The organism is Polynucleobacter necessarius, assembly GCF_900096755.1.
Taxonomy (GTDB): domain Bacteria; phylum Pseudomonadota; class Gammaproteobacteria; order Burkholderiales; family Burkholderiaceae; genus Polynucleobacter; species Polynucleobacter necessarius_K.
Window position 1 is genome coordinate 1 of record NZ_LT615227.1, and the last position, 19,745, is coordinate 19,745.

20 protein-coding genes and 2 pseudogenes are annotated in these 19,745 nt (G+C 46.7%); 12 read left to right on the forward strand and 10 right to left on the reverse strand.

What is annotated here, in order from left to right:
- From DXE27_RS00005 to DXE27_RS00025, 5 genes are all read left to right on the forward strand, one after another.
- Nucleotides 1-660: chromate transporter (locus DXE27_RS00005; protein ID WP_145980540.1), on the forward strand; the 660-nt coding region annotated here is incomplete at its 5' end.
- A 22-nt stretch (nt 661-682) separates the two neighbouring features.
- Nucleotides 683-1,567, forward strand: coding sequence for an HTD2 family dehydratase (locus DXE27_RS00010; protein WP_128112415.1), 885 nt, complete (start codon nt 683-685; stop codon nt 1,565-1,567).
- Between the two features lie 17 nt (nt 1,568-1,584).
- Nucleotides 1,585-2,961: an MmgE/PrpD family protein gene (locus DXE27_RS00015; RefSeq protein WP_128112416.1), complete on the forward strand. Its 1,377-nt coding sequence runs from the start codon at nt 1,585-1,587 to the stop codon at nt 2,959-2,961.
- Between the two features lie 15 nt (nt 2,962-2,976).
- The gene (locus DXE27_RS00020) at nt 2,977-3,801 is read left to right on the forward strand and encodes an HpcH/HpaI aldolase/citrate lyase family protein (RefSeq protein ID WP_128112417.1); all 825 of its coding nucleotides are present in this window, start codon (nt 2,977-2,979) and stop codon (nt 3,799-3,801) included.
- 58 nt (nt 3,802-3,859) lie between these two features.
- Nucleotides 3,860-4,876 (forward strand): tripartite tricarboxylate transporter substrate-binding protein, encoded by a 1,017-nt coding sequence (locus DXE27_RS00025; RefSeq protein ID WP_128112418.1) that lies wholly within the window; start codon nt 3,860-3,862, stop codon nt 4,874-4,876.
- 61 nt (nt 4,877-4,937) lie between these two features.
- On the opposite strand, the gene DXE27_RS00030 is transcribed toward DXE27_RS00025, so the two are convergent.
- From DXE27_RS00030 to DXE27_RS00050, 5 genes are all read right to left on the reverse strand, one after another.
- Nucleotides 4,938-5,303 carry a Rap1a/Tai family immunity protein gene (locus DXE27_RS00030; RefSeq protein WP_128112419.1) on the reverse strand — a complete coding sequence of 122 codons (366 nt, stop codon included), beginning with the start codon at nt 5,301-5,303 and terminating at the stop codon, nt 4,938-4,940.
- Between the two features lie 22 nt (nt 5,304-5,325).
- Nucleotides 5,326-6,582 (reverse strand): DUF3300 domain-containing protein, encoded by a 1,257-nt coding sequence (locus DXE27_RS00035; RefSeq protein ID WP_128112420.1) that lies wholly within the window; start codon nt 6,580-6,582, stop codon nt 5,326-5,328.
- A gap of 88 nt (nt 6,583-6,670) precedes the next feature.
- Nucleotides 6,671-7,291, reverse strand: a complete 621-nt coding sequence (locus DXE27_RS00040; protein WP_128112421.1) for a hypothetical protein — start codon at nt 7,289-7,291, stop codon at nt 6,671-6,673.
- Complete coding sequence (locus DXE27_RS00045) at nt 7,291-8,538, reverse strand: sialidase family protein (RefSeq protein WP_128112422.1); 1,248 nt, start codon at nt 8,536-8,538, stop codon at nt 7,291-7,293. Before DXE27_RS00045 ends, DXE27_RS00040 begins: the two co-directional genes overlap by 1 nt.
- Nucleotides 8,535-10,256, reverse strand: coding sequence for an ArnT family glycosyltransferase (locus tag DXE27_RS00050; protein ID WP_128112423.1), 1,722 nt, complete (start codon nt 10,254-10,256; stop codon nt 8,535-8,537). The genes DXE27_RS00045 and DXE27_RS00050 overlap by 4 nt, the downstream gene beginning before the upstream one ends.
- A 182-nt stretch (nt 10,257-10,438) precedes the next feature.
- Between DXE27_RS00050 and DXE27_RS00055 the strand changes: the two genes are divergently transcribed.
- From DXE27_RS00055 to DXE27_RS00065, 3 genes are all read left to right on the forward strand, one after another.
- On the forward strand, nt 10,439-10,771 hold the full coding sequence (locus tag DXE27_RS00055; RefSeq protein WP_128112424.1) for a c-type cytochrome: 333 nt from the start codon (nt 10,439-10,441) through the stop codon (nt 10,769-10,771).
- A 14-nt stretch (nt 10,772-10,785) separates the two neighbouring features.
- Nucleotides 10,786-12,060: an NAD(P)/FAD-dependent oxidoreductase gene (locus DXE27_RS00060; protein ID WP_128112425.1), complete on the forward strand. Its 1,275-nt coding sequence runs from the start codon at nt 10,786-10,788 to the stop codon at nt 12,058-12,060.
- Between the two features lie 107 nt (nt 12,061-12,167).
- Nucleotides 12,168-12,626 carry a phosphate-starvation-inducible protein PsiE gene (locus DXE27_RS00065; RefSeq protein WP_128112426.1) on the forward strand — a complete coding sequence of 153 codons (459 nt, stop codon included), beginning with the start codon at nt 12,168-12,170 and terminating at the stop codon, nt 12,624-12,626.
- A 4-nt stretch (nt 12,627-12,630) separates the two neighbouring features.
- On the opposite strand, the gene DXE27_RS00070 is transcribed toward DXE27_RS00065, so the two are convergent.
- On the reverse strand, nt 12,631-13,551 hold the full coding sequence (locus tag DXE27_RS00070) for a TAXI family TRAP transporter solute-binding subunit (RefSeq protein WP_197712263.1): 921 nt from the start codon (nt 13,549-13,551) through the stop codon (nt 12,631-12,633).
- Nucleotides 13,544-13,837: a hypothetical protein gene (locus DXE27_RS08990; protein ID WP_197712264.1), complete on the reverse strand. Its 294-nt coding sequence runs from the start codon at nt 13,835-13,837 to the stop codon at nt 13,544-13,546. The genes DXE27_RS00070 and DXE27_RS08990 overlap by 8 nt, the downstream gene beginning before the upstream one ends.
- An 86-nt stretch (nt 13,838-13,923) precedes the next feature.
- Between DXE27_RS08990 and DXE27_RS00075 the strand changes: the two genes are divergently transcribed.
- The 4 genes and pseudogenes from DXE27_RS00075 (at nt 13,924) to DXE27_RS00090 (ending at nt 17,559) form a co-directional block, all read left to right on the forward strand.
- Nucleotides 13,924-14,625, forward strand: a complete 702-nt coding sequence (locus tag DXE27_RS00075) for a pirin family protein (RefSeq protein WP_128112427.1) — start codon at nt 13,924-13,926, stop codon at nt 14,623-14,625.
- A 53-nt stretch (nt 14,626-14,678) separates the two neighbouring features.
- A pseudogene (locus DXE27_RS00080) lies at nt 14,679-16,213 on the forward strand (UxaA family hydrolase).
- Nucleotides 16,214-16,261: 48 nt separating this feature from the next.
- Nucleotides 16,262-17,242, forward strand: coding sequence for a DnaJ C-terminal domain-containing protein (locus tag DXE27_RS00085; RefSeq protein WP_128112428.1), 981 nt, complete (start codon nt 16,262-16,264; stop codon nt 17,240-17,242).
- 5 nt (nt 17,243-17,247) lie between these two features.
- The gene (locus DXE27_RS00090; protein ID WP_128112429.1) at nt 17,248-17,559 is read left to right on the forward strand and encodes a chaperone modulator CbpM; all 312 of its coding nucleotides are present in this window, start codon (nt 17,248-17,250) and stop codon (nt 17,557-17,559) included.
- Between the two features lie 7 nt (nt 17,560-17,566).
- Here DXE27_RS00090 and DXE27_RS00095 read toward each other — a convergent pair.
- The 3 genes and pseudogenes from DXE27_RS00095 to DXE27_RS09415 all read right to left on the reverse strand — a co-directional run.
- A pseudogene (locus DXE27_RS00095) lies at nt 17,567-18,359 on the reverse strand (ATP-binding cassette domain-containing protein); the annotation flags it as partial.
- Nucleotides 18,352-18,816, reverse strand: coding sequence for an oxygen-independent coproporphyrinogen III oxidase (locus DXE27_RS10190; RefSeq protein WP_415064453.1), 465 nt, complete (start codon nt 18,814-18,816; stop codon nt 18,352-18,354). The gene DXE27_RS10190 and the pseudogene DXE27_RS00095, both read right to left, overlap by 8 nt.
- Before the next feature lie 56 nt (nt 18,817-18,872).
- A complete protein-coding gene (locus DXE27_RS09415) occupies nt 18,873-19,727 on the reverse strand; it encodes a radical SAM protein (protein ID WP_231969569.1) in 855 nt (284 codons plus the stop codon).
- Between the last annotated feature and the right edge of the window lie 18 nt (nt 19,728-19,745).

Below are 19,745 nucleotides of genomic sequence, written 5' to 3' on the forward strand. Positions count from 1 at the left end.
TTTGCATGCTGGTTACTTCCAATTGGCGCCTTAATTAGCATCTTTGGTTGGAAAACTTTATTCCCCAATATTGCATGGTTCTTTACAAAAGCAGCCTTACTGACCTTTGGTGGTGCTTATGCCGTGCTTCCTTATGTTTATCAAGGCGCAGTTGATCATTTCCACTGGATAAGTGCCAATCAAATGATTGATGGATTATTAGCGCTTGGAGAAACTACACCAGGACCACTCATCATGGTGGTGGCTTTTGTTGGCTACCTCGCTGGACATATTCAATACCTCATTGAAAATAGCAATCCATTTTGGTTTGGTGTAATTGGCGCCCGCGTTGCTACTTGGTTTACTTTCTTACCCTCTTTCTTTTTTATCTTAGTGGGCGGACCCTTAATTGAGTCGACTCATGGCAAGCTTGGATTTACTGCACCACTTACCGCCATCACTGCTGCAGTAGTTGGCGTAATTGCCAACTTAGGGTTATTTTTTGCGTATCACGTGTTTTTACCTAGAGGCTTTGGCGGCTCAATCTCATGGATATCGATTCTGATCTGCGCTTTGGCTGGTTTAGCCTTATTTAAGTTTCAAAAAGGCGTTCTTTTGGTATTGGGTGGATCAGCCTTGGCCGGATTGCTCTTTTATTGCATCTCTGTTTTGATGGGGTGAGTTTTTCCACAAGATTGGCATAATGGAATGTATGCGAATCGAACCTCAAACCATTACCCACCTACAAGAATGGCTTGGTAAAACCGAGTCTTTTCAAGACACCGTCACAGCCGCCCCAGTGCGCGCCCTCTCGGCAACCTTAGATCGTGATGACCCCTCACCTCAGAAGGGTTCTTTCCTTCCTGAGTTATGGCATTGGCTGTATTTCTTGCCTCACGCTCGCGAATCCGAGATTGGTCCTGACGGCCATCCAAAGCGTGGTGGATTTCTGCCGCCAGTTCCACTCCCTCGTCGCATGTGGGCAGGCAGCCGTATTGAATGGTTACAACCACTCACCGTAGGTGACGAGATTGAACGCGTCTCCACGATTAAATCGGTGGCTCATAAAGCAGGTCGCACTGGTGATTTGATTTTTGTAGTGGTCAATCATCAGATCTCCAACCAAAATGGTCTCGCCATTATTGAAGAGCATGACATCGTGTATCGCGATGCGCCAGGTCCTGATGACAGACCCGTAGCGCCCACTCCAGCACCCATCGATGCCAAATGGAGCAAAACAATTACCCCGGATGATGTGCTGCTGTTTCGCTATTCAGCGCTCACCTTTAATGGTCACCGTATTCATTACGATCGTAAATACGTTACTGAAGTTGAAGGCTATCCAGGCTTAATCGTGCACGGCCCGTTAATTGCTACGATGCTAGTTGATCTCGTGCGCCAAAGCATTGCAGGCTGCAAACTCAAAAACTTTGAGTTCCGCGCCATTCGCCCTACTTTTAATATCAATATTTTCAAAGTCAATGCAAAGCCTGATTTAGAAAGGGATCCGAGCGGAAAAACCATTTCCATTTGGGCGCAAGATCACGAAGGCTGGCTCACGATGCAAGCCACTGCAGTTTTGGCGTAATTCACAAAAGATTTTTTATGACTACTGACCACTTATCTCGTGAATTAGCCAGCTTTGCAGCCAAGCTTCAGGCCAAAGATATTCCCAATGAGGTAATGAACCGCGCTGAAGATTTATTGGTTGATTGGTTTGGCTCGGCGATTGCTGGTAAAGGCTCTCGCCCTGTTGAACTCATTACCCAATTTGCACAAAACATGAGCGGCTTTGATGCAATGCATACCGGCCCATCAGAAGTATTAGTAACCCGCAAAACTTCCAGCCCATTCTTGGCGGCAATGGCTAATGCAGCCGCATCGCATGTCGCAGAACAAGATGATGTTCATAACGGCTCAGTCTTTCATCCAGCCACGGTGGTGTTTCCACCTGTTCTTGCTTGTGCGCAAGCTGTTGGCGCTTCCGGCGAAGATCTATTGGTTGCTGCCATCGCCGGTTATGAAGTCGGTATTCGGGTTGGAGAATTCTTAGGTCGCTCTCACTACAAAGTCTTTCACACCACCGGCACTGCTGGCACGCTAGCGGCTGCCGCAGCGGTTGGCAGACTGCTTAAGCTCACCCCAGAACAAATGCTCAACGCTTTTGGTTCTGCAGGCACTCAATCAGCTGGCCTTTGGGAATTCTTGCGTGATGCTGCGGACTCTAAGCAACTTCATACTGCACATGCAGCCTCAACTGGATTGATGTCTGCCTATATTGCTCAAGCAGGCTTTACTGGTGCCCAACATATATTAGAGGGCAAGCAAGGTTTGGCAGCAGGCATGTCTAGCGATAGCGATCCAAGTAAATTGATCGATCGTTTGGGAAGCCGTTGGGCGTTAGCGGAAACCATCTTTAAGTACAACGCCTCTTGCCGTCACACCCATCCTGCAGCAGATGCTTTATTGCAAGTCATGCTGGCAAACAAACTCGCCCCTAGCGATATTGCTAAGGTGGAAACGCTAGTTCATCAAGGTGCTATAGATGTTTTAGGCCCAGTGACCGATCCAGCCACCGTACATCAATCAAAGTTCTCGATGGGTACCGTACTAGCCCTGGTGGCTCACTATCAATTTGCTGGCCTGCAAGAATTTGATCAGCACTTCCACGATGATGAGATCTGCAGTTTCCGCGAACGGGTATCCATGACACTAGATCCCGAAGTAGATGGCGCTTACCCACGGCGCTGGATAGGCAAAGTAAAGGTGCATTTAAACAATGGCCAGATTTTGGATGGCCGCGTTGATGAACCCAAAGGCGATCCTGGCAATACCCTCTCTCGCGCAGAAATTACCGATAAGGCGATGCGTCTTGCTGCCTTTAGCAATGGTGCTACCCCAGCAGAAATGAGCAAAGCAATTGATCTCTTGTGGAATATCCGCAAACAAGCCAAGATAGGCTTTTTACTCCCCTCTAACTAAGTCAGCGACTTTCATATGAATCCACTTGATACGCCATTGGGCTTTAGCGCCAATTTTCTGTTTGTGCCTGGGACTCGCCCAGAGCGCTTTGCCAAGGCCTTAGATAGTGGCGCTAGTGGCGTCGTATTGGATCTAGAGGACGCAGTGGCAGAAGAAGATAAAGAATCTGCACGCAATGCTATTCGCGCTGCATGGCCAAGTTTTACCTCTGAACAAAAGAAACGCCTAGTCATTCGCACAAACTCTCCTGGTAGCAAGTTCTACTCAGCCGACTTAATCTTGGCGCAAGAACTGCAGGTTGGCTGCTTACTGATTCCCAAAAGTGAATCACGCGATCAAATTAATGGCGCCGCTTTGATATTGCCTGATACCGCCATCATTCCGATGATAGAAACAGCGATTGGCTTAGACCAACTGAAAGAAATTGCAAACTCCAACCAGGTGATTCGCCTTGCTATAGGAAATTTAGATTTACAAGCTGATCTTGGAATGGTGTGCGACCGCCAAGAAACAGAATTACAAACTGCGCGCTATCAAATCGTGCTGGCATCCCGTCTTGCACAAATTGCCCCTCCTATTGATGGGGTTACACCATCTACCGATGATATTGAGCGCGCCAAGCGCATGGGCTTTGGCGGCAAGTTATGCATCCACCCAAAGCAAGTCAGCATTGTTGTTAAAGCCTTTACCCCAACAGAGGAAGAGCTAGCATGGGCTGCGCGGGTTATTGAGGCCGATAAGGCGTCCAAAGGGGGCGCAGTGAAGCTGGATGGCCGCATGATCGATCGCCCAGTAGTACTGCTTGCTCAAAGAACCCTGGCAATTACTGGTAAACACTAGGGTTTTTGCAAGACAAATAAGCAACAAAACTGGCAAAATTGGTCTACATAAAAACAATATGGAGACCAAATTGAAAATTAAGAAATTTTTATCCTCTGGATTAGTCGCAGCACTCACTGCCGGCGCACTCCTAAGCACTAGCGCACATGCGCAAAAAGATTGGCCGACTAAATCGATCACCCTGATTGTTCCTTTTGCAGCCGGCGGACCAACTGACTCTGTTGCACGCTTAATTGCATTGCCAATGGGTCAAGCCCTTGGACAAACTGTTGTTGTTGAAAACGTGAATGGTGCTGGCGGAACAATTGCTAGTACTAAAGTTGCACGTGCAGCACCAGATGGCTACACAATCTATTTGCATCATATGGGCATGGCAACTGCTAATGCACTTTATGACAAGCTCCCATACGATCCATTATTGAGCAACTTTGAATACATTGGACAAGTTGCTGATGTGCCAATGGTACTTTTGGGTAAAAAAGATTTGCCAGCAAATAACTTCAAAGAGCTCGAAGCCTATATCAAAGCAAATGGCTCTAAAGTAACAATGGCTAATGCTGGCCCTGGCCCTGGCCCTGGCGCTGTTTCAAAACTTTGCGGCTTACTCTTTCAGAGTCGCATGGGCGTCAAGCTAACCAATATCCCTTACGAAGGAACTGGCCCTGCTCTTACAGACTTATTGGGCGGTCAGGTTGATTTGCTGTGCGACCAAACCACTCAAACCATTCCTTATATTAAGGATGGTCGTGTGAAAGCCTTCGGTACAACTACTTTAAAACGCTTGCCAGCCATTCCAAATGTACCTACTTTGGATGAGCAGGGCTTAAAAGGCTTTGAAGTCAAAGTTTGGCACGGCATGTACACACCAAAAGGCGTTCCAAAACCAATCTTGGATAAATTGAATGCCGCTTTGAAAAAAGCACTCAATTCTCCTGATGTTAAAAAACGTTTAGAGGATGCCAATATCGATATCGTCTCTCAAGACAAAATGACTCCTACTGGCCTCAAGTCTCATCTTGAAGCCGAAATCAATAAATGGGGTCCAATTATCCGTAAGTCCAATATTCCGGACTAAGCGTAGTTTCTCCAAAGAAAAAGCCAGCTAACTTAGCTGGCTTTTTTGTTATTCAGTGCTGTTATTTACAAGGGTAATTAACCGTAAAAAAGCGCATTAAGGTTTTTGCTGCTTTCTCATTATTGAACTGAGGATTAGCCTTGGACCACGCCAAAAACTTTTGTAGGATCTCATTGCGAGTCTCGCTTCTTTCTCCAAAGCAGATGGCTGGCTTCGCGTCCTGACGACGGTTTGCTAAGTACCCCTGATACACACCCTCTCCAAAACCAAAACAGAAACTGCGGCCTTGTTCATCAGGATTTTTGCAGAGCTCAACAAATGCAGCGGTGCTCGCATCGTCCGCCGGGAGATCCTTCTGCGCAAAAGCGCTTGGCACAAAGGAAAGAATGGATGCCGTGAGTATGAATGTTGCTGTTAATGTTTTCATGGTTCTCTTCTCTAAATAATAGTTAACGTCTAAAGCCACCCATATGGCCCCCGCCAAATCCACCCATGCGGCCAGCGCCGCCGCCATTAAATCCACTCATGCGACTGCTACCGCCACGATACCCACCGCCGCCAAAGCCGCCCATGTGACCGCCACCATAGCTGCTGGAGCGATCTTGATTTCCATCAAAGCAAGCTTGATCACGCAGAGCGTTTTCTTGAGCGGCCTCACGATAAGCATTGGGATCGGATCTATCCATCTGGGCGTCATTGCGGGCTTCTTGATTTAGTCGGTCCGCTTGATTCCGCTCTTGAGGGGTTGCGTCTTTCTGGAATGCATTATTGGCTCGTTGACCATCCATTCTGGCAGCCTGCCTCTCCCCTGGGGTGGCATTATTTTTCCAATCATTTAGCAAACGTTGCTGGTTAGCGATATTGGCTGGCCCAATAATTGGACGAGACGGTACGCGCCCAGAAGAGTTGATGGTCGTTGAGTTAATCGTGCCGCTATTCCAATTGGGATGGGTCCAAAAACTATCACCAATCATGAAGCCTAGGCCAAAAGTCATTAACCCCCAAGCAGGGTCATAGATAGGGTATGGCGGATAATCTGAATAAGGCCATGGCCCATAAACAACCGTAGGGTTATAGCTCGTCGGGATGTAAACCACTTTTGTATTAGCCGGACTAATTAAGATGTTTCCGCTTGCGTCGGTAGTAACAGTAATTTGCTTATTCGACTTCAGGGTGCCAGCTTTGATTGCCATTTTTCTGAGGGCTTGCACCGCCTTCATGGTATCTGCGGCCTGGAGCTTATAAGCATTGCCTAGATTCTGGGTCCACTGTAATTTGCTTCCCATCATATTGAATGCGCTTGGAAATGACATTAGTGATTTCACACTGTCGTTCCAGGATTGCGCCTTCAGTGCATTTTGCAGATCATCACCCTTTAATGAAGCATTGCTATTTCGCCAGTTATAGGCCTCAGCCACTTCTAGCGGGTAAGTAGAAGCTAGAAGCATCAGCGAGAGCAAAGAATCTGGATAGAGTGCTACTGGCGAAACCAATGACTGCAATTGCTGCGAAGAAATCATTTGTGGGCTGGCGTTATAGCTCGAATCCTCGCTATAGCCCTGAGGGTAATAATTCCCATTAGCCTGATATGGGCCAGGATTCATCACGCAACCATTGAGTAGTGATCCAACAGCAAGTGTTACTAGCGTTAGCGACCCCAGCTTCTTACTCAATGCAGAAATACTCGGTTGGCCTGTCTGTTTCATATCTGCCTCAGTCTTGATCTACTTATCTTGATCTATTTAAATAGCTCACTAGATTTATCTCAATTTACTACTTTACGCTTGCTGAGCATTAACCCGGTCTAAATAGATAGCCAGAACGAGCCTTATCACGTCGCCTTCTATACATGGCGCCTATGAAAGCAACTAGCGCCCAAACTGCTAAAAATGGATCCAGCAAGTAGTCCCATAAATTTGCAGACTCATGCCAGTGAGCCGCCCAGGCAAGAATGGCTACAGAAATAATCCAAACACCCTTGCTCCATCCAGCAAACCCACAAACCACTGCCACCAAAATCACGGCAATGAAGAAAGCAATAGAGCCGTAGCCCCATGCATATGGGTCAAGCATGCCAAGACCCAATGCTAAAGGATAAAAAATCAATGCAATCAGGGCGATGACAAATTGAAAGCCAATTGGCGTTGGCTTATTCTTTGGCAACAAGGTACTCCAAAGCAAGAGCATGGTTACGACGCTGAGATCTCCAACTACACCACGTACATATGCAGTAATAGGCAACTCAAGTGAAAGTCCGAGTGGCCAGAAAAATAGATTTACTAGACCCAGCGCCAAAATCACCTTAGCAATAAAAGGCCACTCTTTTGGGGAGAATTTTTGCAGTAACCAAATCATCAGAACAGCACAAGTGAGCGACATCTCTAACAAGGCAATGGTTTGCATGAAGGTATTCATTAGTTCGCCTCCTTCACGGCGCTAGCATTGGCATCTGGTTCGCCAGCTGCAAATTGATTAAAGGTGCGCTTTAACCATGCGCCAGAGAAATAGCGATGCCGAATCTTTTTGCGATCCCAGGTATATACCAAATGCGCATCATTGCCATCGACGGTAATTAAATACGGATAGGAAAACTCTTTGCGCTGGTCATCAGCTAAGGCGCCATCGTCCTCGAGCACCTCAATCGTTTGCCAACGGTCAGACTTAGCATCGCTAATTAAAAGCACCAAACGATAGCGACCGGCTTCAATATTATTAAGCACCAGCAAGCGAGCGCCATTATTGAGAGTCAGCCCTGTCACCGCAGAATTTGGATTGGCAATTGGCAAATCCTCTGAAACTTGCCAGGATTGACCTGAGTTCTGGGTGTAGCTCACCGGAATCTGTTTGGGCTTTCCAGAACTGCGTGTTTGCCGAAATACCGCAGTTGCATCTTGAGGATCATTCACAAAAAGTAATGGCTGAATCGCACTGCGCCCGGAGCTCATGCGACGCTTATCAATCACTTGGCCGGCATCAATTCTCAAGAATTCCCCAAAGCGCCCTACCCACTCGTGATATGCAGGCAGACCAAGGCGGCCATCAGAAAATTGCACTGCTGGTGATTTAACCAGCGTACTTAAATTAATTAATGGGGAGCTAATCAATCTTTGGGGATTGCTCCAGGTCAACCCTTCGTCATCAGAAGTGATTGAAGAAATTGAACTTCCAGCCCATCCACCAATAGAGACAGTGACAAAAAAAAGTTGCAAGCGTCCATCAGCAAGTCTGCTGGGCACAGGGTTGCCCAATTTGGCGATATAACGCGACAAACCTTTTTCTGTGCCAATGCGATCCATGACCACAGTAGGCGCACTCCATTGGTTGGCTCTTGGGTCAAAAACAGCGCTATAGATAGACACATCGGCAGCGCCTTCACGACTGCCAGCAAACCAAAAAGCACGAATCGCACCATCTTTCAGGGGGATCAGTGAGGCAGCATGAACAGATGCAGCGCCAGTATCTGGCAACCATGTTGCTATCGGATTGGCAACACTTGACTTACTTGCTACCTTTGCTTTTGGTGATAAGACTTGGTCAGCCTCTTCTTCAATCGGATTGCCTGCGTTAATAGCAAATGGCGCCCAGACTGGACGACTATCAATATGCAAGAAACCGATCACACTCGCTAGCAATAAAAAACAAAAGGCTATGACACGACTCATCTACAAACATCCTTAATATTGGAAAGCTCTGGACTACTTGCTGGGGTAGAAATCAGGTACTCAGTCACAAATAAATGTTTTCCTATTTTCCCTTTGAGCATTTCTACAATCTCTTCATTGGAGTGGCGAGCCCGCATCTCTATTCTTTGGCCGACGATCTGGCAAGATTCACATAATTCTGGCGCAGCTCCTAAGGGGGTCTGCACTGCTACAAGAGGGTAGGCGGTTGTGAGTCCGTTGATATCGCCAGCATCTTTAGCTAGATACCCATGCAACTTTGCCCCAGGCATCAGCAATCTGTACTCTTCGTCTTTAGCGCGATAGTCGCAGGGAATCCAAACATCCTTACCCTGGAGCTGCGCAATGGATGCTGAAGAATAGCGCCCTAAACGCCCCTCTAGCGGCGCTAAGCTACTGGTTAATGCGCAATACACTACAAAACACCCTGCCAATGCAAAGCTCTTTGTGAGGCCTGACTTTACCAATCCCGCAATGGCAATCAGCAAACCTGCAGCCATGAGGATCCAATGACAATACGAGTAGGCCCAAGCGCCAGCACCCTCTATCAGTGGCGCGAACTGTAGATTGATGCCAATCCAGAGAAGTAGTGAGAGCACTAGTAATTGCAATGCCAGAGCAATCCGGAAGCTCCATAAAGGCAGCTTTTCCCAACGCAAGGCAATCAATGCTGCTAGTGCTGGCATTACCGGTAATAGGTATCGACCAGAACGTTGACTTGGCAAACTAAATACCAATAAGAATGCACCTGCCAATAACAACAAGAGTACTTCTTCAAATGATAAAAAACGTCGGCCACGCCAGCATTGCACTAATGTTGATATCAATACAAAACTAAATAGACCTGCATTTGCAATCGTGGTGATGAGCAATAACCAGATGCTGTCACCACCGCGAATGAAATCCATTAAATAGTTTGACTGACGAGCGGCAAACTTGCCGGCGTTTTCACCTAGAATGAATTCACTCCAGATAGCCTCTGGATAGGGGTCCAAGACAAACCACAGCGCAAAAACTCCTAAGGCCAACACACATACAAGAATAACTTTATAGAGATCTCGGACCAAAACTTTAGAGATGCTCCACGCTTGCCAACGCCAGTAATACAAACCCAAAGCAAATGATGCGGGCGCAATATAAGCAAAAGACTTGGCTAATAAAACCAAGCCAAAACAGATACCAGCAAAAATAGGAAAAAAGAGTTTTGATTCAAACGCACTTCTACCCCAATATAAAAGTGCGAAGAATGGCAGCGTAATCCAAAACACTTCAGGAGGGTCAGTTAAGAACGGGCGGCCATAACGATAGGTCGCAAAAAAAGATAGCCAAATTAAGCCAGCCAGAATTCCAGTTTGCGTCTTGCCGCTAAATCGACGCACGGCCAGGAACAAGAAAAATGCGGTGAGGCCTGTATAGAGAATGCTAGGCCAACGAAGATTTGCCAAGGTCCATTCACTCGCCCAGCCGGTGCTCGCAATACCCTGCCAAAAAATGATTGGTGGCTTGGTGTTTTTAATGCCGTCCATTTCAGACTGGAGCGGCAACCAATTTCCAGCATCCGCCGTCATGCGAACAATGTGCATATACGGATACTCATCGCCATTTTTAGGGGCAAATCGACTATCCAGGCCGTATAGGTAGGTAAATACACCTAAAAGCAGTATGAATAAGGCGGAACGGTATGAAAATGAAGCTCGCATGCCTATAGTTTATAGGGCTTACAAGAAGTTCCAATAAAACTGAATTCACCCACTTTTTCTAGTGAGCTTATAAAAAATGAATCTGTAAGAAGCGTCACTTTTCAGGAAGATTTTGATTAAGATGTTGATATAGAAGAATGTAGTCCCATTACCCAGAAATATTTCCAACGGAGATAGACTTTATGCGAGCAAAGTATTTAAAACCCGCAATCCTAGCGACGATTTATATCGGTTTAAGCCAGTGGAGCACATTTGCCCTTGCGCAAAATGCGGACGCAAGTAACTTATACAAACGCGGGCTTGCTGCTACCTGCGCCAATTGCCATGGAACGGATGGTAAGGGCGTAGTCGATGGCGGCATGCCATTGATCAACGGTCTCACAAGCGAGCAAATGCTTACCCAGCTCAAAGCATTCAAATCTGGTGCCCGTGAAGGAACCATCATGCCGCAGCTAGCCAAAGGCTACTCTGACGAGCAACTTGAAATCATCGCCAATCAACTTGGCAAAAAATAATAAAGGAACACATCATGGATCGTCGACACTTTATTGGAAATAGCGCGGCTGGGCTGGGCTTACTGGCTGGCTTCTCAGGCCAAGCTCGTGCCAATTTACAAAAAGCAGAAATTCTTGTTATTGGCGGTGGTTACGGTGGTGCAACTGCCGCTAAGTATCTACGCCTCTTTTCCAACAACACCGCCAAAGTCACGCTGATTGAGCCAAACGCATCTTTTGTGTCTTGCCCACTCTCGAATTTAGTAGTTGGCGGCTCACGCAAGCTTTCTGAAATTACCTCACCTTACGATAATCTCAGCAAGCGACATGGCGTCAAGATTATTCAAGATAGCGTTGCCAGCATTGATACAGACAAAAAAACTGTCAAGCTAGCATCTGGAAAAACTTTACGTTACGACAAGGCTGTTGTTTCTCCTGGCGTTACCTTAATGATGAATAGCATCGAAGGTTTGGCGCAAGCAAATAAAGCAGGCGTTACTTTGCAGGCTTGGAAAGCAGGACCTGAAACTGTGGCGCTACACAAGCAATTAGCATCTATGCGCGATGGCGGGACCTTTGCCATTAGCATTCCAGAGGCACCCTATCGCTGCCCTCCTGGACCGTATGAGCGTGCTTGCCAGGTTGCCAACTACCTAAAGCAAAACAAGCCCAAATCTAAGGTATTGATTTTGGATGATAACCAGGACGTCACATCTAAAGGCGCTCTTTTCAAAAAAGTCTGGGCCGAGCAATACGCAGGAATGATTGAGTACTTACCTAAGTACAACGTCACTGCGGTTGATGCAAAGACCAAAACGGTTAAGTTTGAAGTACAAGATGACATCAAAGCAGATGTTTTAAATTTATTGCCTGCAATGAGCGCCGGAGAAATTGCCGTTAAAACCGGTTTAGCAAATGCTAATGGTCGCTGGGTCAATGTGAACTTCCTCAATTTTGAATCCACAGCACAGAAAGATATTCACGTGCTTGGCGATTCCATTCAAATTGCACCTGCGATGCCCAAGTCTGGACACATGGCAAATCAACATGCAAAAGTAGCCGCGGCGGCCATTGCGGCGGAACTCATTGGTTGGGAAATTAATCCAGCTCCCGTGCTGACCAATACCTGCTACAGCTTTGTCAATGACAAGGAAGTAGTTCATGTGGCCAGCGTTCACCAATACAACGCTGCTGAGAAAACCTTTAAATCGGTTCCTGGATCTGGCGGCCTCTCGCCGGCACCATCCACACTGGAAGGGGTCTATGCATGGGGTTGGGCTCACAATATCTGGGCAGACAGCCTAGGTTGACCTAAGTCAATTCTTCCCAAAAAAAGAGGCCATAGCGCCTCTTTTTTGTTTACATGAGCGGATAGATACCTATACTGAGTCAAATACATTAGAAAACTGGAGACCTCATGAATATGACCCCAACATCCCCCAAGGGCGCATCTAAGTTGGAAGATGCCATTGAAAAATGGACGGTACCTATTGGCAACCTATTTGTCTCCCTTTTCCATCGTATTGCTCTTTTTGGAATTGGGGCAGCAACCGTATGGTCAGCTGCAGTTGCCTTCCTGGGAATGGTAGGCAAAGGTTCTGCATCTATTGAAGACTTGCTTTTGCTATTTATCTATCTTGAGATTGGTGCAATGGTTGGCATCTACTTCAAAACCAACCACATGCCTGTGCGCTTCTTGATCTACGTTGCCATCACAGCCGTAACACGACTCATCATTGACCTAGTCAACACCAAGCATGAAGCAGATTTAGCCATCTTATTCATGGGCATTACCATTCTGATCCTTGCTTTGGCCAATGCAGTCGTGCGTTATGCCTCATTCAAATACCCCAGCAGAGCGGGCGACAACGAATAAAGCCCTATAGATCTGGATCAACACCCTCGTCAAACTGGTAAGGGTGTTGCCCTCTATTTAAACAGTTGCGGACATAGTCAATACTAGTTCGCAGAGCATAGTAATCACCCGATAGACGCTTAGAGACCTTCACGTTTAGCGCTTGGTACTCTAGTAAATCCAATTTCTTTAGATACTCATTACGCTGCTCTGGGTTGAAATTGAGCAGCAGCTCTTGCTCAAACCTTTTTAATTCACCATAGAGTCGATTGATCTTGTTCTGCATCCGCTTGGCACGGAATCCTGGAAGTGCTTGCAAGATCGGGTAGGCAAGCACACAAAACGGCAGCAAAATAAATATCAGACGGCTAATTAATTCAGCAATCCAAAAAGGGAAATAGGCAGCCAACAACGGATAATTATTCTTCTCGTAATGAACTGCAACAGGGCTCTCAGTCATGATTGAATCTTTGAAGGATGGGAACTCTCCCCGCTCTGCAAAAAATGAGCCTTTACCATTGATCGATCTAGCAGCCTCTAAGAATAAAAACTGAATCGCTGGATGCATGCGGTCATCAATCAAGATATTGGTTGTTGTTGCAAGCAACTTCATATCCATAGACGGAAAGTTTCTTGGCAAGCTAAATGCGCCTTGTGGAACCTCCAAAATATGCAGATAAGGAATGAGCTTGGCATAAGCCTCTGCCCGCTTAAAGGTTACGAGGTGCATCATTGGATCGTTTAGTAGCGTCTGAACATTCGGAGCTTCATAGCCATCCACAATGAATGCACCATCGATCTCACCAAGTTGAAGCGCCTTAACTGCCTCGCTACCAGGAAGGTTGCGTAAATCCACCCCACCCACATAACCAGACTCTTTCAAGATCTTGGTCGCCTGAGCATGTGTACCACTTCCCTCAACACCAGCAGAAATTTTCTTACGCACCCATGGTCGGGACAATCTCTAGGGTGACACCTTTTTCTTTAAAGAATTCTGCGTATTTTTTTCCGAGGGCCTCATAGGATCCACCGGGAGATCCTGTAGCGATCATCACGTGCCTTGGAGGCGGAGGATCTGCATACAGCCAACAAATGCCAACAAGAATCGTCAACAATAAAGCCAAGAGTGGCCATGCCTCTTGCATGAACTGGGTAAAGTCGCCCCACTTCTCCTCAGCAGCCTCTCTGAGGCCAAGGTAGGTTTCTTGAAGGTCTTGTTTAAAGCTTCCCATGCATTACCGATCAGCAAATATGGCAAAAGCTAATGATAATGTGCTTATTGTCATTTTCTCAACCTGTATTCAGACGGCCCCAAACCATGATGTTCCTTAGAAAATCCCAAGATAGAGGCTACGCAGACCACGGCTGGCTGAAAAGCTTCCACTCCTTCTCTTTTGCGGGCTACCATGACCCCAAATTTATGGGCTGGGGCAACCTAAGAGTTATTAATGAAGACCGGGTTGCCGCTGGCATGGGGTTTGGAAAGCATGGCCACCGCAATATGGAGATCATCAGCTACGTTCTTTCGGGCGAATTGGCACATGAGGACAGTATGGGTAACGTTAAAGGCATTCCTCCGGGCGATATTCAGCGCATGAGCGCCGGCACAGGAGTGACTCACAGCGAATTTAATCATGCTAAAGATCAAACAACCCACTTCTTGCAAATCTGGATAGAACCCAATTTGTTAGAGATTGAACCCAGCTATGAACAAGTTAGCGTTCCTCAAGTTGAAAAAGAAGGAAAGCTGCGGCTTGTTGCCTCTCCAGACGGCAGAGATAATTCCGTAAAAATTCATGCTGATGCCAATGTCTACGCAGGCCTATTTAATGGTTCACAATCAGCCAGTTTTGCATTGGATAAAAATCGCAAGGCCTATGCCCACCTCATACGCGGTGAGCTAAAAATTAATGGCCAGCAGCTAAATGCTGGGGATGCATTGCTGATTGAGAATGAATCCACCCTAAATATTGAAGGCGGGATTGATGCTGAAGTGCTGATCTTTGACTTGAGTCATTAAATAATCCGGACTCAGGGGCTAGGATAAACCTATCACAATGAACCCATAAGATCATGATTGAAACATCTGAAAAAAAATTAGTCGGCCCTATTATTCGCTTGCATCCAAACGACAATATTGTTGTTGCACGAATTGATATTGGTATCGGCACAGAAGTTCCCAGCGAAAACTTCACGAGTCGCAGTCAAGTTCCAGCCGGATATAAGATTGCTGCAAAAAAATATCTAAGGGTGAACCAATCCTTAAGTACAACGTGACTGTTGGATTTGCTAATACCGATATCGAAGCGGGAACGATGGTCCACAGCCACAACACAGAATTTCGTGAATTTGATCGTGACTATGCTTATGCAAGTGAGTTCAAGCCCACACAGATGTTGCCTGAAGCAGACCGGGCAACTTTTCAGGGCTATGTTCGACCAAATGGCAAAGTGGGGACGCGCAACTTTATTGGCATCTTATCGACCGTTAATTACTCTGCGACTGTTGTCAATAAAATTGCCGATTGGTTTACCCCTGAAAGATTAAAAGACTATCCAAATGTAGATGGCGTTGTTGCCTTTAGCCACAACATTGGTTGTGGCGTGGAGATGAGTGGCGAACCGATGGAGCTGCTTCGCCGCACTATGGCAGGATACGCACGTCACCCCAACCTCACTGCTGCATTGATTGTTGGCTTGGGTTGTGAACGCAATCAGCTCAAGGGGCTAATGGAGCAAGAGGATTTAACTGCTGGCACCAACCTGCATACCTTCATCATGCAAGAAACTGGTGGAACACGCAAAACAATTGAGGCGGTGAAAGCCCTACTTCCGGAGGCAAATAAGGCTAAGAGAGAAACTGTTTCCGCAAGTCACCTCTGCGTCGGTTTGCAATGTGGTGGTTCAGATGGTTTTTCATCTATCACTGCGAACCCTATCTTGGGCGCGGCTATTGATATCTTGTCTCGCCATGGAGGTACCGGCATTCTTTCGGAAACTCCAGAGATCTATGGTGTTGAACATACCCTCACCCGTCGCGCTGCAAGCCAAGCGATTGGAGAAAAGCTCATTAAGAGAATCCGCTGGTGGAAAGATGAGTATTCCGTTGGTAGAGATGTACAAATTAACGGTCAAGTCAGTCCAGGCAATCAGATCGGTGGCCTTGCGAATATTTTTGAGAAGTCTCTAGGTTCGTCCATGAAAGGCGGTACAGGTCCATTGATGGAAGTTTATAAATACGCCGAACCAGTTACTGCCAAAGGATTTGTATTTATGGATACTCCTGGATTTGACCCAGTCTCAGCCACAGGTCAAATTGCTGGCGGCGCCAATCTCATTGCATTTACAACGGGTCGTGGCTCCATGTTTGGATCAAAACCTGCACCCTGCATCAAACTCGCCACCAATACCCAGATGTATCAACGACTTACAGAAGACATGGACATTAACTGCGGAGAAATCTTAGACGGGACCATTTCCGTCCAAGAGATGGGTCAGCGAATATTCGATCTATTCCTCAGAACAGCCTCGGGCGAAGCTTCCAAGAGCGAACTTTTGGGCCTGGGAGATTATGAATTTGTGCCTTGGCAAATTGGCGTAATGAGCTAATAGGACTATAGAATTCATCATTAGCTCAATAAGGATTTAATTAGGCTTATGAAATTTAAGGATTACTACGAGACTCTTGGCGTGGCACGCTCTGCCACCGAAGCAGAAATCAAGTCAGCGTATCGCAAGCTGGCTCGCAAATATCATCCGGACGTTAATAAAGATGCTGAAGCCGAAGAACAGTTCAAGCAAATTGGTGAGGCTTATGCCGTTTTAAAAGATACCGAGAAACGCTCAGCCTACGATCGCTTTGGTGAAAACTGGAAAAATGGCCAGGACTTTACTCCCCCACCAAACTGGAATGAAGGCTTTGAGTATTCAGATGCTGGGTTTGGTGGTGGACACCCGGGCTATGGTGGCGGATTCGAAGACGATCAAAGCGAATTCTTTGAATCCCTTTTTGGCAGAGGCAAACATCGCCAAGGTGGCCGCGGAGGTCAATCACGCCAGGGCATGAATTTCAAAGGCCAAGATCATCATGCCAAAGTTTTCATTGATTTAGCCGATGCTTATAACGGTGCCAAGCGCACGATTGCTTTGCATATGCCGACACAAGATGCGAGCGGTCATGTCACTACTCAAGAGCGCAAGCTCGACGTCAGCATTCCAAAAGGTATTAAAGCCGGACAGAATCTCCGCCTTTCAGGTCAGGGTGGCCCCGGCATGGGTGAAGGACCTGCGGGCGACCTCTATTTAGAAATTGATTTTCATCCCAATGCGATTTATCGCATAGACGGCAAGGATGTATTGATCGATATTCCATTAGCGCCATGGGAAGCTGCGTTAGGCACGACCGTTAAGGTTCCCACTCCAGCAGGCACAACTTTAGAACTCAAGATTCCTGCAGGCACAGTAGCTGGACGTAAGATGCGCCTCAAAGGCAAAGGCATTCCGAGTGCAGAACCCGGCGATCTCTACGTCGTACCAACAATTGCCCTACCCCCTGCCGATACTGATGCACACAAAGAGGCCTATCAAGCCTTTGAAAAAGCATTTGATTTCAACCCCAGAACTCACCTGAAGGGATGATGAATATGACACAAACAAATATCACCTGGATTGAAGGCGCTGTTGTTGAGAACGAAGTTCACATGACGATTGTTGAACTCTCTCATGCCTCACGCACTCCAGAAGAACTCATCATGACTTGGGTATCCGAAGGCGTTCTCAGCCCTAGCGGCTCATCACCAGAAGACTGGCGCTTTGGTGGCGACTCTTTAAGAAGAGCAAAAACAGCCGCTCACCTAACCCACGATTTAGAACTGAATGTTCCTGGTGTTGCTCTAGCATTGGATTTGCTAGAAGAAATAGCGCAGCTTCGGGCTCGCTTGCCGCGCGAGAATTAATCTAGCACTAAGACTCTGAACGACTCAAAAGCTTGCTCCCAACGCTGCAGCTTTTGATCCAAGTCAGCGGTGATCTCGCTTAAGCGCGCCTGCATGCTGGCGGCTAACTCTGGCTCATTCTTATAAAGATCCGGATTGCTCATAGCAATATCGGCCTGCTCTGTTTCTAACTCCTCAATAAGCAAAGGCAGCGACTCTAACTCTTGGTGTTCTTTGCCGTTGAGTTTTGATACACCACTTTTAGCCGCCGGCTTAGGCTCTGCTTTTTCAGCTTTGACTTCAACTTTTGCTTCGGCTTTATCGGAAGATTTTGTGCTCGCATTGGATGCGCGAATTTTGTCAGAGCGTGCTTTTTGGATCTTCCAGTCTTCGTAGCCGCCCTCATACTCACGCCAGAAGCCATCACCCTCATTCGCAATGATGCTAGTGACGACGTTATCCAAGAAATAACGATCATGACTGACTAAGAAGACTGTGCCTTTATAGTCCTGCAAAAGTTGTTTGAGCAAGTCCAGAGTATCAATATCCAAATCGTTGGTTGGCTCATCTAAAACCAAGACGTTTGCCGGTCTTGCAAATAAACGCGCTAGCAGCAAGCGATTACGCTCGCCGCCAGATAAAGTACTTACGGGCGAATTGGTTCGCTCTGGTGCGAATAAGAAATCGCTTAAATAACTCTTAACGTGCTTCTTATTGCCATTGATTTCTATCCATTCACTACCAGGGCTGATGTAATCCTCAAGCGATGCATTGAGATCCAAGCCTTCACGCATTTGGTCAAAATAAGCAACCTCAATACGGGGGTACCCATTGTTGCAGTAATAGGCGGCCCTTAATCGGAACCAGCATGCTCTGACCATGCCATTCCAGTAAGCCAGATTCTTCTAGACTCTTGAGCTCTTCAATCTCTCGTCCAAAGTAAGCCGGAAAATCAATTCCATGGGACTGTGCAAACCGATCTGTATCTAATGCAAATTGACACATGAGTTCGCCAATGAGCTCGCGACACAAGAGATCATCTTTATCCAACTGCAGCCCTCTGAGAACTGGTAGATGGCCTTTATCTAAGGCTTCGTAATACTCATCTAGCGTACGTACGTTTTGAGAATAGCAATCATCCACTTTTCCAATCGACGAAATACCAAATGCGAGTAAGTCACACTCGGCTTGCGTTGAATAACCCTGGAAATTACGATGCAACTTCCCTTCTTTTTGGGCAATCGCCAATTCATCGTCTGGCTTTGCAAAATGGTCCATGCCGATGAAGACATAACCTGCTTCACCTAGTCGACTAATCGTATTAGACAAAATATCTAACTTATCTGCTGCAGGAGGAAGATCGGCTTCAGCAATACGACGCTGCGGCTTAAAGATGTGTGGCAAATGCGCGTAGTTATATATACCGAGAGGCGATCTGGATTCATGGCCAACACCACATCCACCGTTTCTTTAAAGGTTTCCGGGGTTTGTTTTGGCAGGCCGTAGATCAAATCAACGCTTCTGGATTTAAAACCATACTTTCTGGACCAATCCATCACCGCTTGAGTTTCTTCAATGGTTTGCACACGGTGTACCGCTTCTTGCACGGCCAGATTAAAGTCCTGAACACCCAGGCTAATACGGTTAAAGCCCAGCTCAGCAAGCAGTGCAATGTCTTGCTCTGTTACACGACGTGGATCAATCTCTATTGAATACTCACCACCAGGCAGTAATTCAAAATGCTCGCGAGTGTGATGCATTAACTCCGTCATCTCCTCATGAGATAAATGAGATAAAAATGTCGGAGTACCGCCACCCCAATGTAACTGCGTCACTGGTATTTTCTTCTGGGCGCCCATGGCGGAACAGACCATCGCCATTTCTTTTGCCAAATACTTGATGTACTTTGCACTGCGACCATGATCCTTGGTGATGATCTTATTACATCCGCAGTAATAGCAAATGTTAGGACAGAAGGGTAAATGGAAATATAGGGATAGAGGCTCGTTGGTTTTGGCTACCCTCTCAAGGGCGCCTAAATAATCTGCTTCACAAAATGCATTATGAAAGCGATCTGCGCTTGGATAGGAGGTGTAGCGAGGCCCATTGATATCAAACTTTTGCGATAACTCCGGATGAAATAAAACTTCTTTTTCATCTGCAATCTGATTGTTTGCCACTGAGCTCATAGGGCAATTGTAATCCTG

Coding starts and splice junctions, on each gene's coding strand:
- DXE27_RS00010 (WP_128112415.1), top strand. CDS start 683: ATGGAATGTATGCGAATCGAACCTCAAACCATTACCCACCTACAAGAA.
- DXE27_RS00015 (WP_128112416.1), top strand. CDS start 1,585: ATGACTACTGACCACTTATCTCGTGAATTAGCCAGCTTTGCAGCCAAG.
- DXE27_RS00020 (WP_128112417.1), top strand. CDS start 2,977: ATGAATCCACTTGATACGCCATTGGGCTTTAGCGCCAATTTTCTGTTT.
- DXE27_RS00025 (WP_128112418.1), top strand. CDS start 3,860: ATGGAGACCAAATTGAAAATTAAGAAATTTTTATCCTCTGGATTAGTC.
- DXE27_RS00030 (WP_128112419.1), bottom strand. CDS start 5,303: ATGAAAACATTAACAGCAACATTCATACTCACGGCATCCATTCTTTCC.
- DXE27_RS00035 (WP_128112420.1), bottom strand. CDS start 6,582: ATGAAACAGACAGGCCAACCGAGTATTTCTGCATTGAGTAAGAAGCTG.
- DXE27_RS00040 (WP_128112421.1), bottom strand. CDS start 7,291: ATGAATACCTTCATGCAAACCATTGCCTTGTTAGAGATGTCGCTCACT.
- DXE27_RS00045 (WP_128112422.1), bottom strand. CDS start 8,538: ATGAGTCGTGTCATAGCCTTTTGTTTTTTATTGCTAGCGAGTGTGATC.
- DXE27_RS00050 (WP_128112423.1), bottom strand. CDS start 10,256: ATGCGAGCTTCATTTTCATACCGTTCCGCCTTATTCATACTGCTTTTA.
- DXE27_RS00055 (WP_128112424.1), top strand. CDS start 10,439: ATGCGAGCAAAGTATTTAAAACCCGCAATCCTAGCGACGATTTATATC.
- DXE27_RS00060 (WP_128112425.1), top strand. CDS start 10,786: ATGGATCGTCGACACTTTATTGGAAATAGCGCGGCTGGGCTGGGCTTA.
- DXE27_RS00065 (WP_128112426.1), top strand. CDS start 12,168: ATGAATATGACCCCAACATCCCCCAAGGGCGCATCTAAGTTGGAAGAT.
- DXE27_RS08990 (WP_197712264.1), bottom strand. CDS start 13,837: ATGGGAAGCTTTAAACAAGACCTTCAAGAAACCTACCTTGGCCTCAGA.
- DXE27_RS00075 (WP_128112427.1), top strand. CDS start 13,924: ATGATGTTCCTTAGAAAATCCCAAGATAGAGGCTACGCAGACCACGGC.
- DXE27_RS00085 (WP_128112428.1), top strand. CDS start 16,262: ATGAAATTTAAGGATTACTACGAGACTCTTGGCGTGGCACGCTCTGCC.
- DXE27_RS00090 (WP_128112429.1), top strand. CDS start 17,248: ATGACACAAACAAATATCACCTGGATTGAAGGCGCTGTTGTTGAGAAC.
- DXE27_RS10190 (WP_415064453.1), bottom strand. CDS start 18,816: ATGGACCATTTTGCAAAGCCAGACGATGAATTGGCGATTGCCCAAAAA.
- DXE27_RS09415 (WP_231969569.1), bottom strand. CDS start 19,727: ATGAGCTCAGTGGCAAACAATCAGATTGCAGATGAAAAAGAAGTTTTA.